The organism is Mycobacterium sp. MOTT36Y (assembly GCF_000262165.1).
Classification (GTDB): Bacteria; Actinomycetota; Actinomycetes; order Mycobacteriales; family Mycobacteriaceae; genus Mycobacterium; species Mycobacterium intracellulare.
Map to the genome: position 1 here is coordinate 436,859 of NC_017904.1, position 15,040 is coordinate 451,898.

The 15,040-nt window shown below is 68.6% G+C and carries 13 protein-coding genes and 1 pseudogene; 8 read left to right on the forward strand and 6 right to left on the reverse strand.

Going from position 1 to position 15,040, the window contains the following annotated elements:
- The first annotated feature begins 116 nt into the window (after positions 1 to 116).
- Entirely contained in the window at positions 117 to 1,244 is a 1,128-nt protein-coding gene (locus tag W7S_RS02140; RefSeq protein ID WP_014710839.1) for a DUF475 domain-containing protein, read from the forward strand.
- Here the strand turns inward: W7S_RS02140 and W7S_RS02145 are convergent.
- Entirely contained in the window at positions 1,241 to 1,729 is a 489-nt protein-coding gene (locus tag W7S_RS02145) for an inorganic diphosphatase (protein WP_008263447.1), read from the reverse strand. The genes W7S_RS02140 and W7S_RS02145 overlap by 4 nt on opposite strands.
- A 115-nt stretch (positions 1,730 to 1,844) precedes the next feature.
- On the opposite strand from W7S_RS02145, the gene dacB reads away from it, so the two are divergent.
- Genes dacB through hpt form a run of 4 tightly spaced genes read left to right on the forward strand, consistent with a single transcriptional unit; the run spans position 1,845 to position 5,885 of the window.
- Complete coding sequence (gene dacB, locus W7S_RS02150) at positions 1,845 to 3,230, forward strand: D-alanyl-D-alanine carboxypeptidase/D-alanyl-D-alanine-endopeptidase (RefSeq protein WP_085976421.1); 1,386 nt, start codon at positions 1,845 to 1,847, stop codon at positions 3,228 to 3,230.
- Complete coding sequence (locus W7S_RS02155; RefSeq protein WP_014383736.1) at positions 3,227 to 4,282, forward strand: zinc-dependent metalloprotease; 1,056 nt, start codon at positions 3,227 to 3,229, stop codon at positions 4,280 to 4,282. Before dacB ends, W7S_RS02155 begins: the two co-directional genes overlap by 4 nt.
- On the forward strand, positions 4,261 to 5,223 hold the full coding sequence (tilS, locus tag W7S_RS02160; RefSeq protein ID WP_014378969.1) for a tRNA lysidine(34) synthetase TilS: 963 nt from the start codon (positions 4,261 to 4,263) through the stop codon (positions 5,221 to 5,223). The genes W7S_RS02155 and tilS overlap by 22 nt, the downstream gene beginning before the upstream one ends.
- Before the next feature lie 50 nt (positions 5,224 to 5,273).
- A complete protein-coding gene (gene hpt / locus W7S_RS02165; protein WP_008263453.1) occupies positions 5,274 to 5,885 on the forward strand; it encodes a hypoxanthine phosphoribosyltransferase in 612 nt (203 codons plus the stop codon).
- A 116-nt stretch (positions 5,886 to 6,001) separates the two neighbouring features.
- On the opposite strand, the gene W7S_RS02170 is transcribed toward hpt, so the two are convergent.
- Positions 6,002 to 6,745 (reverse strand): SIMPL domain-containing protein, encoded by a 744-nt coding sequence (locus tag W7S_RS02170; protein WP_014710841.1) that lies wholly within the window; start codon positions 6,743 to 6,745, stop codon positions 6,002 to 6,004.
- A 578-nt stretch (positions 6,746 to 7,323) separates the two neighbouring features.
- Between W7S_RS02170 and W7S_RS02180 the strand changes: the two genes are divergently transcribed.
- Together W7S_RS02180 and W7S_RS02185 are read left to right on the forward strand one after the other, a co-directional pair.
- Complete coding sequence (locus tag W7S_RS02180) at positions 7,324 to 7,623, forward strand: PE family protein (RefSeq protein WP_014710842.1); 300 nt, start codon at positions 7,324 to 7,326, stop codon at positions 7,621 to 7,623.
- Between the two features lie 11 nt (positions 7,624 to 7,634).
- The gene (locus W7S_RS02185; RefSeq protein ID WP_014710843.1) at positions 7,635 to 8,873 is read left to right on the forward strand and encodes a PPE family protein; all 1,239 of its coding nucleotides are present in this window, start codon (positions 7,635 to 7,637) and stop codon (positions 8,871 to 8,873) included.
- A gap of 4 nt (positions 8,874 to 8,877) precedes the next feature.
- Here the strand turns inward: W7S_RS02185 and W7S_RS02190 are convergent, their stop codons facing one another.
- The gene (locus W7S_RS02190) at positions 8,878 to 10,461 is read right to left on the reverse strand and encodes an HNH endonuclease signature motif containing protein (RefSeq protein WP_014710844.1); all 1,584 of its coding nucleotides are present in this window, start codon (positions 10,459 to 10,461) and stop codon (positions 8,878 to 8,880) included.
- 143 nt (positions 10,462 to 10,604) lie between these two features.
- Between W7S_RS02190 and W7S_RS02195 the strand changes: the two genes are divergently transcribed.
- On the forward strand, positions 10,605 to 11,837 hold the full coding sequence (locus W7S_RS02195) for a DDE-type integrase/transposase/recombinase (RefSeq protein ID WP_036429032.1): 1,233 nt from the start codon (positions 10,605 to 10,607) through the stop codon (positions 11,835 to 11,837).
- A 24-nt stretch (positions 11,838 to 11,861) separates the two neighbouring features.
- Here W7S_RS02195 and W7S_RS02200 read toward each other — a convergent pair whose 3' ends face one another.
- From W7S_RS02200 to W7S_RS02210, 3 genes and pseudogenes are all read right to left on the reverse strand, one after another.
- Positions 11,862 to 12,875 carry a zinc-binding dehydrogenase gene (locus tag W7S_RS02200; RefSeq protein WP_014710845.1) on the reverse strand — a complete coding sequence of 338 codons (1,014 nt, stop codon included), beginning with the start codon at positions 12,873 to 12,875 and terminating at the stop codon, positions 11,862 to 11,864.
- Complete coding sequence (locus W7S_RS02205) at positions 12,875 to 14,062, reverse strand: LLM class flavin-dependent oxidoreductase (RefSeq protein ID WP_014710846.1); 1,188 nt, start codon at positions 14,060 to 14,062, stop codon at positions 12,875 to 12,877. Before W7S_RS02205 ends, W7S_RS02200 begins: the two co-directional genes overlap by 1 nt.
- A pseudogene (locus tag W7S_RS02210) lies at positions 14,062 to 15,039 on the reverse strand (alpha/beta fold hydrolase). The gene W7S_RS02205 and the pseudogene W7S_RS02210 overlap by 1 nt, the downstream one beginning before the upstream one ends.
- Between the last annotated feature and the right edge of the window lies 1 nt (position 15,040).

Consider the following 15,040-nt stretch of genomic DNA (forward strand, 5'->3'; position numbering starts at 1 on the left):
CGCTTTCAGCGGACCGCGCCGATGTATCGCCACAATTTGAAAATAGTAAGTGTCCGCACCGCTCGCCCGGCGCGGCGCTCGGGTTCGCTAATGTGAGCCGCTGTCGGAAAGGACCCATGGCCGCCTACCGCGTCTTCGGTGTTTCGCTGTTGCTCACCGTGGTGGCCCTCGTGCTGGGGTATGCCCACGGTGGCCTCGAGGATCTCTTCCTGCTGCTGGTGTTGGCCGTCCTCGAGGTGTCGCTGTCGTTCGACAACGCCATCATCAACGCCGCGATCCTGAAGCGGATGAGCCCGTTCTGGCGGCAGATGTTCTTGACCGTCGGGATCGTCATCGCCGTGTTCGGGATGCGTTTGTTGTTCCCGTTGGTCATCGTGTGGGCGACCGCGGGGATCGGCCCCGTGCGGGCGATGGAACTGGCGCTGCATCCGCCGCCGAACGGCGCGCTGGAGTTCGCGGACGGCTCGCCGAGCTACGAGAAGATGATCCTGTCCGCCCATCCGCAGATCGCGGCCTTCGGTGGGATGTTCCTGTTGATGCTGTTCCTGGACTTCGTCTTCCACGACCGAGATATCAAGTGGCTCAAGTGGATTGAGGTTCCGTTCGCCCGTATCGGGCGACTCGGCCAGGTGTCGGTGGTGGTGGCCGGCGCCACGCTGGTGCTCGTCGGCTCGCGGTTGACGCATTCGGCCGACGAGCGTGCCACGGTGTTGACCGCCGGGGTGCTGGGCCTGGTGACCTACCTGGTGGTCAACGGGTTGAGCCGCGCGTTCCGGCCGGCCAACGTCGAGGGCATGACGGTCGGCGAGGCGGTCGGCAGGGCGGGTTTCACCCTGTTCCTCTATCTGGAGGTGCTCGACGCCGCGTTCTCGTTCGACGGGGTCACCGGCGCCTTCGCGATCACCTCGGACCCGATCGTCATCGCGCTGGGGCTCGGGTTGATCGGCTCGATGTTCGTGCGGTCCATCACCATCTACCTGGTCAAGCAGGAAACCCTCGACCGGTACGTCTACCTGGAACACGGCGCGCACTGGGCGATCGGCGCGCTGGCCGTGATCATGCTCGGATCCATCAATCCGGGTTTGCAGGTGCCCGAGGCGGTCACCGCCTCGGTGGGTGTGGTCTTCATCGGGGCGGCGCTGGGCTGGAGCCTGCTGCGCAACCGGCGCAGGGCGCCATCGCGGGCTAGTGGCGATCGCAAGCGCGGCGAAGCCGGGCGCGGCGGGTCGCCACCATCGGGCTAGTGCCCCTCGGCCTTGAACCGGTCCACCGAGCGCTGAATCTCGGCCTCGGCCTCCGCACGGCCGACCCAGTCCGCCGCCTTGACGAACTTGCCCGGCTCCAGGTCCTTGTAGTGCACGAAGAAGTGCTTGATCACGTCCAGCTCGAACTCGGGCACGTCGCCGATGTCCTGGATGTGGTCCCAGCGGTGGTCGCCGGCCGGCACGCACAAAACCTTGTCGTCGCCGCCCTTTTCGTCGGTCATCCGAAACATGCCCACCGGGCGGGCCTCCACGATCACCCCGGGAAACACCGACTGCGGCAACAGCACCATGGCGTCCAGCGGGTCGCCGTCCTCGCCGAGGGTGTCCTCGATGTAGCCGTAGTCGGTCGGGTAGCCCATCGCGGTGTACAGGTAGCGGTCCAGACGCACCCGTCCGGTCTCGTGGTCGATCTCGTATTTGTTCCGCTGGCCCTTGAGGATCTCGATGGTCACGTCGAATTCCACCGCGTCGGCTCCTTGTCTGAGTGTCTGCATGGGCAGGCCAATTTTGCTCTGCTACACCCTAGTCGAGCCCATCGGCGCCGATTCGGCAGAATGGGTTCAGACAGTCAGGAGAGTGATGGCCCGTACTCGCTGGCAAAAATCCACCCCAGTGTTGATCGGGTTGGGCGTGCTGGCGTTCGTCGCTGCCGTGGTGGTGGCGGCGACGTTTTTCACCACGACCGGGCACGGCGCGGGCAGCGCGCGCGCCCCGATCCCGCCTCCGCACGCGCCCACGGTCAAACCCGGCATGGTCCCGGTGAGCGACACCGCCGAGTTACCCAGCGGGCCCGGCGTGGGCGCCGCGCTGGCACCGGTGGCGGGCGATCCCAACCTGGGCAGGCTCGGCGGCCGGATCACCGACGCCCTCACCGGAAAAGAGCTGTGGCAGGTGGCCGACGACATGCCGCTGGTGCCGGCGTCGACCAACAAGGTGCTGACGGCCGCCGCCGCCCTGCTGACGTTGGACCGCCAGGCCCGGATCAGCACCCGGGTGGTCGCGGGCAGCCAGAACGCCCAGGGCCCCGTCGTGCTGGTGGGCGCCGGCGATCCGGTGCTGTCGGCGGCGCCGCCCGGGCAGGACACCTGGTACCGCGGCGCGGCCCGCATCAGCGACCTCGTCGAACAGATCCGGCGCAGCGGGGTGACCCCGACCGCGGTGCAGGTGGACACCTCGGCGTTCAGCGGCCCGACGATGGCGCAGGGCTGGGATCCCGCCGACGTCGACAACGGCGACATCGCGCCGATCGAGTCGGTGATGATCGACGCCGGGCGCATCCAGCCGACCACGGTCAACTCCCGGCGGTCCCGGACGCCGGCGCTGGACGCCGGCCGCGAGCTGGCCAAGGCGCTGAACCTCGATCCCGCCGCGGTGACGATCGCGACGGCGCCGTCCGGCGCGCGGCAGCTGGCCGTCGTGCAGTCGGCGCCGTTGGTCCAACGGCTCTCCGAGATGATGGACCACTCCGACAACGTGCTGGCCGAATGCATCGCCCGTGAGGTGGCGGCCGCGATCAACCGGCCGCGCAGCTTCGCCGGCGCGGCCGACGCGGTGACCAACCGGTTGAGCACCGCCCACGTCGACACCGCGGGCGCGGCGCTGCTGGACTCCAGCGGGCTTTCGGTCGACGACCGGCTCACGGCCAAGACGCTCGACGGGGTGCTGCAGGCCGCCGCCGGGCCCGACCAGCCGTCGCTGCGGGCGCTGCTGGACCTGCTTCCGATCGCCGCCGGCAGCGGGACGCTGGGCGACCGGTTCCTCGACGCCTCGACCATCCAGGGTCCCGCCGGCTGGCTGCGGGCCAAGACCGGCTCGCTGACCAACATCAACGCGCTGGCCGGGGTGCTCACCGACCGCAGCGGCCGGGTGCTCACCTTCGCATTCATCTCCAACGACGCGGGCCCCAACGGCCGCAACGTGATGGACGCGCTGGCGACCCGGCTCTGGTTCTGCGGGTGCTCATGACGCCGGCGTCGGAACTGACGCTGGGCACCGCCGTCGACTGGCAATTCGCGGCCACGGTCGGCCGGCGGCTGGCCCGGCCCGGGCCACCGTCCAGCGACTACACCCGGCGCCAGGTGATGGACGAACTGGTGGACGCGGCCGCCAAGGCCGAACCCCTGGTCCGTGACGTCACCGGCCTGGTCGCGGATGGTGCCGTGCCCGCCGCGCGCATCGTCGACCGCCCGGAATGGGTCGCCGCCGCGGCCGAGTCGATGCGGGTGATGATGAACGGCGCGGAGAAGCCGCGCGGGTTTCTCACGGGCCGGGTCACCGGCGCGCAGACCGGCGCCGTCCTGGCCTACGTCTCGTCGGGGATCCTCGGCCAATACGACCCCTTCGCCACCGATAACGGGGCCAGGGCCGGCTGCCTGCTGCTGGTGTACCCGAACGTCATCGCCGTCGAGCGGCAGCTTCGGATCGAGCCGTCCGATTTCCGGCTGTGGGTGTGCCTGCACGAGGTCACCCATCGCGTGCAGTTCACCGCCAACCCGTGGCTGCCCGACTACATGTCGCAGGCGCTGGGCCTGCTGACCCGCGACGCCGGTGACGACCTCGGGGAGGTGGTGAGCCGGCTCGCCGACTACGCCCGCAATCGCGGCAATCAGAACTCCGACGCCAACTCGGCGGGCATCCTCGGTCTGGTGCGGGCGGTGCAGTCCGAGCCTCAGCGCCACGCCCTGGATCAGCTGCTCGTGCTGGGCACGCTGCTGGAGGGCCACGCCGACCACGTCATGGATGCCGTCGGGCCGATCGCCGTGCCGTCGGTGGCCACCATCCGCCGCCGCTTCGACGAGCGCCGCCACCGCAAGCAACCGCCCCTGCAGCGCTTGCTGCGCGCACTGCTGGGACTCGACGCCAAGCTCAGCCAATACACGCGCGGCAAGGCGTTCGTCGACCACGTCGTGGGCCAGGTGGGCATGGCGCGATTCAACGCCATCTGGGCGGGGCCCGAAACGCTGCCGCTGCCCATCGAGATCGAAGAGCCCCAGCGATGGATCGACAGGGTGCTGTAGGCCGGCTGCGCGCGGCGGTCGAGGCGTTCGTCAAGACGCACCTCGCCGCCGTCGACCAATGGTGCGTGGCCCTGTCCGGTGGCCCGGATTCGTTGGCGCTGACCGCGGTGGCGGCCCAGCTGCGGCCCACCACCGCGGTGGTGGTGGACCACGGCCTGCAACCCGGCTCGGCCGACGTCGCCGAAGCCGCCCGGGCGCAGGCCGTCGCACTGGGATGTGTTGCGGCGCAAGTGATTCGGGTGCAGGTCGGCACGGAGGGTGGTCCCGAAGCCGCGGCCCGCGCGGCCCGCTACGCCGCGCTGGCCGCCTACCACGACGGCCCGGTGCTGCTCGGCCACACGCTCGACGACCAGGCCGAGACGGTGCTGCTCGGGCTGGGCCGGGGGTCCGGCGTGCGCTCGATCGCCGGGATGCGCCCCTACGATCCGCCGTGGTGCCGGCCGTTGTTGGGGGTCCGGCGTGCGGTGACGCACGACGCGTGCCGGGAGCTGGGCCTGACCGCATGGCGCGATCCGCACAACAGCGACCCCCGCTTCACCCGGACCCGGTTGCGTGCCGAGGTGTTGCCGCTGCTCGAAGACGTGCTCGGCGGGGGCGTCGCCGAGGCGCTGGCCCGCACCGCGACCGCGCTGCGGGAGGACGGCGAGTTGATCGACACGCTCGCCGCCCGGGCGCTGCCCGGCGCCAAGGCGGGCGATGGGCTACGGGTCTCGGCGCTGGCGACGCTGGACGCGCCCGTGCGGCGGCGCGTGATCCGGGCCTGGCTGCTGGCGGGCGGCGCAACGGGGCTGACCGACAAGCAGATTCGGGGGGTCGACACCCTGATCACCGCGTGGCGCGGCCAGGGCGGCGTGGCGGTGGGGTCGTCCGTGCCCGACGAGCGGTTGTTCGCGGGCCGCCGCGACGGCGTTTTGACGCTGTGGCGCGAACCGGTCGGCTGACCGCAATATCGGGGCCGCCGTTGGTTATCCGCCCGCCGGCGTGGCACTCTGTGGGCGTGGCCCAGATCTCCTCGGCGATCACCCCCGCCCAGCCCGCGGAGCTCTACCCCGGGGATATCAAGTCTGTCCTGCTGACGGCGGAGCAGATTCAGGCGCGAATCGCCGAACTCGGCCGCGAAATCGGGGAGCACTACCGCGACGCCGCGAGCGAGACCGGCCAGGACCTGCTGTTGATCACCGTGCTCAAGGGCGCCGTGATCTTCGTCACCGACCTGGCCCGCGCGATCCCGGTGCCGACGCAGTTCGAATTCATGGCCGTCAGCTCGTACGGATCATCGACGTCCTCGTCGGGTGTGGTGCGCATCCTCAAGGACCTGGACCGCGACATCCAAGGCCGCGATGTCCTGATCGTCGAGGACGTCGTGGACTCGGGCCTGACCCTGTCGTGGCTGCTGCGCAACCTCAAAACGCGGCATCCGCGGTCGCTGAAGGTGTGCACGCTGCTGCGCAAGCCGGACGCGAAGGGAGCCCACGTCGACATCGCCTACGTGGGCTTCGACATCCCGAACGACTTCGTCGTCGGCTACGGCCTCGATTACGACGAGCGCTACCGCGACCTGTCCTACATCGGCACCCTGGACCCCAGGGTCTACCAGCAGTAGCTCGCGGCGATCGCAAGCGCGGCGAAGCCGGGCGCGGCAGGTCGCCGCCATCCGGCTTCGCGGCGATCGCGAGCGCGGCGAAGCCGGGCGCGGCGGGTCGCCGCCATCCGGCCGGGTCAGTCCAGTTCCCACACGGCGGTGACCGAGAAGTTCACGGTCTGCTGGCCGGGCTCGAGCGGGACCATCGACGGCATGGCGCGCGGCGTCGGCGTCCCGACCGGCGGGGGGTTGCCGGTGGCCTCCGAGATGGACAGCACCCGGCCCAGCCGGAGCCCGGACAGCTGGGCGTACTGCTCGGCGCGGCCCTTGGCGTCGTTGAACGCCCGCGCGCGGGCGTCCTTGACCAGCTGCGAGTCGTCGGCGATGGAATAGCGGACCGACCTGATCCGGGTGGCGTCGCCGCCCGTGCCGACGACGAGGGCCAGCAACCGCGACGCGGCGTCGGGCGGGTGGATCTTGACGGCGACGGCGTTGGTGGCGCGGTACCCGGTGATGTCGGCCGTGCCGCTGGGGCCAGGGTTGTTGTACTGCGGCGCCAGGGTGACTTCGGTGGTGCTGATGTCCTTGTGCTCGACGCCGGCGCCGAGCAGCGCGTTGATGACCGCCTGCTGACGGTCGTTGGTCTGGTTCATCGCGGTGGTCACGTCGGGGGCGGTGAATTCGATACCGACGTCGGCGGTCAGCGTGTCCGGGACGCCTTGCACTTGCCCGGTTCCCAACACCGTTACCTGGCGGGGGTTGGCGCCCGGGTGCGACGGGCTGGGCTCGTCGCATGCCGACGCCGCCGCGACGGTCAGGCCGGCCGCGGCCACCGCGATCGATCGGCGGACAAGGTTCGAGGCGTTGGTTGCGACCGGCATGCCTGGCACCCTAGCCGCTGGCCCCACGGTCCGTGTTGTGAATTTCCGGTCAAGTGGTCGGTGCCGGGGGCCGGGTTCCCGGCCCAGTCCGGTTCGTGGATGCGAATAGTGATGTGCGAGAGCCAGTTTGACACCAGCACCATGGCGACGATCACGACGATGATCACCACCAGGGGTAGCTCCAGGGCCAGGCTGAGCCATATCGGCCGTGTTGCCGCCGGACCCGCCATGAACCCGACCGGCAGTGCCTGGGCAGCATAGCCAGCGGCCGGATTGGGTCAGCGGGTCGTCCGGCGCCGGTTCACCGGTACCCCGAGCAAAGCAAAATCGGCGCTGCGGCGCGCTCATATAGGAACATATATGACTCCAATCATATTGGATTACCGCGATATTCATGCTGAATCCAAAAGTCGCAGCGGATCCGACCAGCTAAATGAATAGTTGTCCAACCGGCCGTGAAAAGGCGACCCGAAGGCTGTCATCATCCGAGGTCACCCGCCTAACGTGACGAGAGTCGGACTCGGCGCCGGTGATCGTCGCTGAAAGCTGGTTAATTGAAAGGGTTTTGAGGACTCACCATGTCTTTTCTGATGGCACGCCCGGAAATTCTCGATGCGGCTTCGCGTGAGCTGCACGGCATCAATGCCGCAGTGCAGGAGAATAATTCGGCGCTCGCCGTGGCGACGATGGCGGTGGCCCCCGCCGCCGCCGATGCGGTGTCGATACTGACGGCCGCCCGGTTCTCCCAACACGGACAGCTCTTCCAGGAGATCAGTGCGCAGGCGGCGGCGGTTCGCGAGCAGTTGGCGACGACGCTTGGCATCAGCGCCAGTTCGTATGCCGCCACGGAACTCGCCAACGCCGCCGCGGTCGGTTAGGCGAGGACACGATGCTGGACTTTGCGCAGTTGCCGCCGGAGATCAATTCCGCGCTGATCTATTCGGGGCCAGGTTCGGGGCCGTTACTGGTCGCCGCGGCGGCATGGGGCGGCCTGGCCGCCGGCCTGCATTCCGCGGCTTCGTCCTACGGGTCGGTGATCGCGGGCATCGAGGGCGGCCCATGGCAGGGGCCCGCCGCGACGTCCATGCTCACCGCGGCCGTGCCGCAAGTGGCGTGGCTGAGCGCCACGGCCGGACAGGCCGAACAGGCGGCGAACCAAGCGGTGGCAGCGGCGGGTGCCTACGAGGCGGCATTCGCCGAAACGGTGCCGCCGCCGGTGATCGCGGCGAACCGGGCGTTGCTGATGGAGTTGCTGGCGACGAACTTCCTCGGGCAGAACACCCCGGCGATCGCGGCCACCGAGGCGCAATACGCCGAGATGTGGGCCCAGGACGCCGCCGCGATGTACGAATATGCCGGCGCTTCGGCGGCGGCGTCGACCTTGCCCGCGTTCGAACCGGCGGCGCCCACCACGGACCCCGCCGGCGTCGCCGGTCAGGCCGCCGCGGTGGCCCGGGCCGCCGGCGCGAGCGGGAGCGACAGCGCGCAGGGGCTCGACGCGGTGCCCCAGACCCTGTCGGCGCTGGCCGGGCCGACCAACACGTCCCCGTCGCCGGCCAATCCCACGCTGTCCCTCGGTGGAATCGGCATGAACCCCGAGGGCGACGGCATTGTCGTGGGGGGCCCGTTGGGGGATCTGTTGGAGGGCCTGACCGGGTCTCAAACCCTCGATGCCAGCACGCCTTTCGACGCCTTCATCCGTTTGATTTCGCCGACGCGGTTGTTTACCACGGCGTTCAAGGACATCCAAAGTCTCGCGCAGGGCTTCATGCCCGCCGCGAAGTCCGCCGCCGAGGGCGTCGCCAAGGCCGCGGAAGCGGCCCTTCCCGCCGTTTCGGGTGCGGGACTGGGCTCGATCGGCGCGATCGGCGGGGCCGTCGGCAAGGCGGCATCGATCGGCGGATTGGCGGTGCCCGCCGCCTGGGCGAGTGCGGCCCCGGCGCCGCCGATCGCCGTGGCGCTCAATGGTGCCACCGCCGCGGGGGCCGTCGAACGTGCCACGAACGCGGTGGGCGGGGTTCCGATGGTGCCCGCCGCTGGGGCGGGGCGCGGCGTCGCGGCCCACTTCGTCACTCCCCGATACGGTTTCAAGCCCACTGTCATCGCGCAGCCCCCCGCGGGTGGGTGACGCGTCAGAAGGGTGGGTCGTCGGGCAGGGGCTGCAGGGTGGATTGGTCGGGTTCCCAGTCCGGGGGCAGTTCTTCGGGTTCTCGGGGGTCGTTGACCCAGGTGCAGTAGGGGCTGGTGCTCGGTGTCCCCTTGAACAGGAACAGCATGTCGCGCATGTGGTTTCGGAACTTGCGCGCCGCGATTTCGTCTTTGCGGTCCTGTTCGAGGCGGCGGCGGGCCTCGTTGATCGGGCGCTGCTCGCGATTGTGGGTGCGCGCCTGGGTGATCCGCGCGCTGCGCTGCCGGGATCGGCCGCGTCGTCTCGGCTCGGGGGCGGCGCAGGCCGGGGCGCGCGCCGCCGGAAACAGATCCGCACCCACGGGGGAGGTCCGGTAGGTGTTGCCGGTCGGCGAAGTCCAGATCACGGTTCCATCGGCCAACTGTTTGTCGCGCCAGCCCCCGAAGGTTTTGAGCCGATGATGCTGGCGGCACAGGCATTTCAGGTTCTCCGCGACGGTGCGCCCACCCGCCCGCGGATCTTGATGGTTGAACGGAATGGTGTGGTCGATATCGCAGATCATCGCCGGGCGGGAGCATCCGGGGAAGCGGCAGGTCAGATCGCGGCAGCGCACGAACCGCTCCAGCCCCGCTGGCGGTTGATAGCGCAAGGCCTCGACCGGACTGGTCACCGGGTTGGCCACCAGCACCGACGCGGCGGCCGCCAACCGGCGCACCTGCTCGGCATCGATGACCCCATAGCCCTCCAGATAGCCGGGCCCGGCGCCGTCGGCGTAGACGGTCTGTTCGCCGGCCATCACGTTGACGACCACCCGCGTCCCGGTCGGCTCACTTTCGCGAGTGTGCTCGCCGGCCCGGGTGGGGCAGTCGGCCCGCCGGCACGCACAGCCCAACCGGCGGCCCTCGGCCAGAGCCGACAGTGCGTCGGCGCGGCGCTGATCCATCGTCCGTGGATCGGCCGGGCACACCTGCTTGGCGAGTTGGGACAGCCGGCGATCAAAGGCCGTCGCGGCGGCGGCGGCCACCGAACCGCGGATCTCGGCCATCCCGTTGTCCGCGGCGCTGATGGCGACGTAACGGTCCTCCTCGGCGGCCACCCGACGCTCCCGGGCGGCGTCGGGATCGGCGACCCGCACCGCGGCATCAACCGCGTTGACGATCCGCTGCCGCGACCAACCGTGCCAATTCCCGATCCGGGCGGCCAACGACTCATCGAGCGTGGCGATCACCTTCGGATCGGTGACCAGATCGGTGCGGGTGATGACCAAACGCACCGTGCGCCAGTCCGTTCGCCCCTCGGCCAACAGCGCCGCCACCCGCGGCAGGCGGGTATCGAGCGCCTCGGCGTGCGACACCAGAAAACTGGCACCCATCGCAGACAGGTTCATCACCGCGGCGACCTCGGCGGCGGTCTGCTCGAAACCGTCGATCTCGGCGTACTCCCGATCGGCCCCGTCGGCAGTGGCCACCCGATGCCGCAGCAGCGCCGCCACCGCCGCCAACCGCCGCGCCACCAGCATCGACTCCTCCCGATGCGTGGACTCGATCACCGCTACCAGAGCGGCGGGATCCGACGGTACTTCGAACATGCGTTCGATTATAGGTGGGCCCCCCGACCGCGTTGACTCATCAGAAATGCGCGCGAATGGGTGCTTCGTTGACTCATCAGAAATGCGCGCGTGGACGGCGCGCCTGCCTGATCGGTCAGCAATGACTTCGGTAGGCCCAGGTGATGGGGCTGACATTGGGCGAGCGCAGAGCAGTGACGCAGGCAGCGGCGATCCGTTACCAGCAGGCCGGTAAGCGCGGGAAGAGCCGGATTCTCGATGAGTTGTGTGCCAACACCGGCTGGCATCGCAACCATGCCCGTAAGGCGCTTAAAGCCGCGCTGGTGCCCACGATCGTCGCCGCGCGTCCTGTCCGGCCGGTGACGTATGGACCTGAGGTCATCGCCGCATTGACGGTCTGCTGGACCGTACTCGGAATGCCCGCCGGCAAACGGCTCGCCCCCATGCTCGCAGAGCTGGTGGCCGTGTTGCGTCACTTCCGGGAGCTGGTCATCAGTGATGAGACCGCGGCGTTGTTGGTCTCGATGTCGGCGGCCACCATCGATCGCCGCCTGGCCGATGAGCGAGCCAAATACACGATCAAAGGACGTGTGGGCACCAAGCCGGGATCGCTGCTCAAAAGCCAGATCCCGGTGCGCACCTGGGCCGAATGGGACGACGCTGTGCCCGGCTTCGTCGAGATCGACACGGTCTTCCACGACGGCGGCAACCGCGGTGGAGGCCATGCCTTCACACTGACGGTCACCGACATCGCCACCGGCTGGACCGAGAGCCGCTCACTGCCCGACAGGGCGGCCAAACACGTACTGGCCGCCCTCAATCACATCGCCGCCGCGATGCCGTTCCCGATCGTCGGCGTGGACTGCGACAACGGCTCGGAATTCATCAACGACGACCTGCTGACATGGTGTCAAAACCGCTGCATCACTTTCACCCGGTCACGACCGGGCAACAAGAACGACGGCTGCCACGTCGAGCAGAAAAACTGGGCAGTGGTACGCACAGTGGTCGGCTACTACCGCTACGACACCGCATCAGAACTGTTGCTACTCAACGAAATCTGGCATCTGCAGACGAAGCTGACCAACTACTTCCACCCCCAGCAGAAACTGATCTCCAAAGTCCGCACAGGAGCCAAGGTGTCCCGCAAACACGACAAGGCCCAGACCCCGTTTCACCGCGCGATCAATCACCCGAGCATGGCTGTGGAACGCATTGTCGCGCTCAAGCGGACCCACTCGCTGATCAATCCGGCCGCCACCCAACGCCAGATTCAGGCGTTGACCGCCCAGCTCTTCACCCTGGCCACCAGCAAAGCCCCAGCCGGCACCCCCGCTCCCATCACCAAGCGCGCACGCTCACGTGAGGCAACGAACCACCCTTCGCGCGCATCTTGACATGAGGCAACAAGCCGACAAGTTTCAGGGCGTGACGAGAACCTTGCAGTGCCGCTCGGGGTCGGCCAGGTCGTCGAACGCCGCCCCGACCGCATCCAGGCCCACCTCGCCGGTGATCAGCGGGCTGACGTCGATGTCGCCGTCGGCCAGCGCGCGCAACGAGTCGCCGAACTCGTCGGGGGTGTAGGCGAGCACGAACTGCACGTTGATCTCTTTGGCGATCGCGAAGAAGGGATGCACGGTGTCCGGTTGCATGCACACCCCGGCGACCACCAGTCGGGTGCCCGGCCGCGCGCGGAGCAGCACGTCGTCGATGATGCCTGGCACCCCGACGGCCTCGAACACCACCGCGGGCTTGACACTGTCGAAGGGCGACCCCTGCGCCGGATCCAGCGTCTGGTGAGCTCCCATCGCGGTGGCGAGCTCCCGTCGCTTCGGTGAAAAGTCCGCCGCCACAATGGTTTCGACGCCCTTGGACCGAAGGGCGGCGACGATGGCGATCCCGATCGGGCCGCAGCCCAGTACCAGGGCCGTCTCCCCGGGCGCGACGTTGGACTTGTTGACGGCATGCAATCCCACCGCCATGGGTTCAGTCATTGCTGCGTGTTTGGAGTCCAGGCCATTGGGGACGGGCAGCAGCAGCGGCGCGGACAACAGCATCCGTTCGGAGTAGCCGCCGATTGTGCTGTTGCTGTACACAATTGGCTCGACGCCCTTGGCGGACAACAGCACCGGCAGCGAGGTGACCAGGGTGCCCGGTGGATGGGTCTCGGTGTCGGGGCCCGCTTCGAGTATCTCGGCGCTGAATTCGTGACCCATGAAGATGTCGTGGTCCAGGTCGACGTGCATGCCACCGCCGCCACCGGCCGCCCGTTCGGTCATTTCCAGCACCTGGGCGCCGTGGGCGGCGAAATGCAGGTCGCTGCCGCAGATTCCGCATGCCCGCACGCCGACGAGCACCTGCCCGGCTTCGGGGATCGGGTCGGGCACGTCGTCGCGGTAGACCATCCGGCCGTCGCGCAACACCGACGCGCGCATCAGTGCACCGCGTCTTTCTGTTCGTCGACGTGCTCGGTGATGGCCTTGACCACGGCCTCGCCGGCCCGGCCGATCAACTGGTCACGTTTACCTCTGGCCCAGTCGTGGGATGCGCGGGACGCGTCGAGTTGACGTTTGAAGTGGGGAATCACCTTGCGCGCCATCAGATCATAGCAACGGTACGTCGCCTCGGGTGATGCCCAGTCATGGCCGAGCATCAGCAGGGTGCCGAAGCCGCCGGAGCGGTCGAGCAGGTCTTCGATGTGGGCGATGGCGTCCTCGGGCGTGCCGATGCAGCAATTCCCCTTGGCCGCGTAGTCCGCGACGAACTCGTGTGGCGTCTGGGTGCCTTCCACGCTGTTGGCCAGCGGGACGAACCCGGCGGCGCCGAAGTAATTCGCGAAATCCTGCAGCCCGTAAGTGCAATCGTCGATGGCCTGCTCGCGGCTGTCGGCGATGTGCATGATGCTCAGGACGCGCCAGTTGCCGCGGTCCGGCTCGCCCCGTCCGGCCTTTTCGGCCTGCTCGCGCACCACGTCCCAGGTGGTTTCCAGCGCCGCGTAGCCGCCGGGCACCGACATCGACAGCGACAGCAGCGAGGTGCCCAGCGCGCCGGCCAGCCGCGGACCGGACGGCGAAATCATTGCCGCCGTGGATATTTCGGGGTAAGGCCAGGTGTAGGGCCGGATGTGCAACTGCGCGTCGCGCAGGGTGAACCAATCGGAGTGGCGGTCGATCCGTTCGGTGGGTGCGGCCCGGAACAGCGCCAGGATGGCCTCGAGGGATTCCTGCATCATCGGTCGCTGTTCGACGGGATCGATGCCCATCATGTAGGCGTCCGACGGCAGCGCGCCGGGCCCGGTTCCGAACATGACCCGGCCGCGGGTCAGGTGATCCAGCAGCACCCACCGATCGGCGACCATCAGCGGGTGGTGATAGGGCAGCGAGACCACTCCCGTGCCCAGCCGGATGTGTTTGGTCCGCTCGGCCGCCGCGGCGATGAATACCTCCGGACAGGCGATCAGCTCGTAGCCGCCCGAGTGGTGTTCGCCGAACCACGCTTCGTCGAACCCGAGCCGATCCAGCGCGACGACGCGTTCCATGTCGTACTCGAGTGCGACCGTTGGGGATTGGCCGACGGGGTGAAATGGGGTGATAAAGACACCGAAACGCAGGGGCGCACTCATCAAAGCTCCAATCCGTTGAGGAATTCCAGTAAGGCCGCATTCACCTCGCCGGGGCGCTCCTGCTGCAGCCAATGCCCGGCGCCGTCGATCATCACCTATTGGTACGGCCCGGAAATCGCCTCCGCAGCGCGGTCGGCACGGGTGAACGACAGGACGGGATCGGCCGTCCCACCGATGAACAGACACGGGACCGAAATCTTGACGTCGTCGAGTTCGGGCGTGGTCTCCCAGTTGCGGTCGAAATTGCGATACCAGTTCAGGCCGCCGGTGAAGCCGGTCCGCGAGAATTCGGCGACGTAGTGGTCGAGCTCGTCCTGGCTTATCCAGTCCGGCAGGCCGTCCGGTTCGCCAAGGCGTTCGACGAAACCTTCCGGACCGGGGCTGGCCATCCGCACCAGCGCATCCTTGCCGTCGGTTCGCAGGCTGCCCATCATGCGACGGATCACCCGGGCGGGATCGGCGTTCAATTCGGCGTCGGCGACACCGGCCTCCTGGAAGTAGAGGATGTAGAAGAAGTTCTCGCCGAACATCTTTCGCCACGCCTTCGTCGGCGCCACGTGCGGGCGCGGCGTCACGGGCACGCTGAGCGCGGCGACGGCCGCTACCCGGTCGGGGTGCAGCAGCGGGGCGTTCCACACCACGGCGGCGCCCCAGTCGTGGCCGATCCACACGGCACGCTCGGCGCCGACGTCGTCGAGCAGACCGACCAGGTCTCCCGTCAACTGGTGAATGTCGTACGCCTCGACGGCATCCGGGCGATCCGAACCGCCGTAGCCGCGCTGATCGGGCGCCAGCACGTGGTAGCCGGCGTGCGCGAGGACGTCTATCTGGTGGCGCCAGGAGTAGGCCAGTTCGGGAAAGCCGTGGGCCAGGATCACCACGGGTGCGCCGCGGTCGCCCGCTTCGGTCACCCGCAGCCGCACACCATTGGTATCTACTAACCGTTGGGTTGGGGGCACCGTCTCACCAAAGCACAAC

What these genes read in the sequence shown, in the direction of transcription:
- W7S_RS02205 (WP_014710846.1), bottom strand. Translation starts at nt 14,062, where the DNA reads ATGAGTGCGCCCCTGCGTTTCGGTGTCTTTATCACCCCATTTCACCCC.
- tilS (WP_014378969.1), top strand. Translation starts at nt 4,261, where the DNA reads ATGGATCGACAGGGTGCTGTAGGCCGGCTGCGCGCGGCGGTCGAGGCG.
- W7S_RS02200 (WP_014710845.1), bottom strand. Translation starts at nt 12,875, where the DNA reads ATGCGCGCGTCGGTGTTGCGCGACGGCCGGATGGTCTACCGCGACGAC.
- W7S_RS02195 (WP_036429032.1), top strand. Translation starts at nt 10,605, where the DNA reads ATGGGGCTGACATTGGGCGAGCGCAGAGCAGTGACGCAGGCAGCGGCG.
- W7S_RS02185 (WP_014710843.1), top strand. Translation starts at nt 7,635, where the DNA reads ATGCTGGACTTTGCGCAGTTGCCGCCGGAGATCAATTCCGCGCTGATC.
- dacB (WP_085976421.1), top strand. Translation starts at nt 1,845, where the DNA reads ATGGCCCGTACTCGCTGGCAAAAATCCACCCCAGTGTTGATCGGGTTG.
- W7S_RS02180 (WP_014710842.1), top strand. Translation starts at nt 7,324, where the DNA reads ATGTCTTTTCTGATGGCACGCCCGGAAATTCTCGATGCGGCTTCGCGT.
- W7S_RS02190 (WP_014710844.1), bottom strand. Translation starts at nt 10,461, where the DNA reads ATGTTCGAAGTACCGTCGGATCCCGCCGCTCTGGTAGCGGTGATCGAG.
- W7S_RS02140 (WP_014710839.1), top strand. Translation starts at nt 117, where the DNA reads ATGGCCGCCTACCGCGTCTTCGGTGTTTCGCTGTTGCTCACCGTGGTG.
- W7S_RS02170 (WP_014710841.1), bottom strand. Translation starts at nt 6,745, where the DNA reads ATGCCGGTCGCAACCAACGCCTCGAACCTTGTCCGCCGATCGATCGCG.
- W7S_RS02155 (WP_014383736.1), top strand. Translation starts at nt 3,227, where the DNA reads ATGACGCCGGCGTCGGAACTGACGCTGGGCACCGCCGTCGACTGGCAA.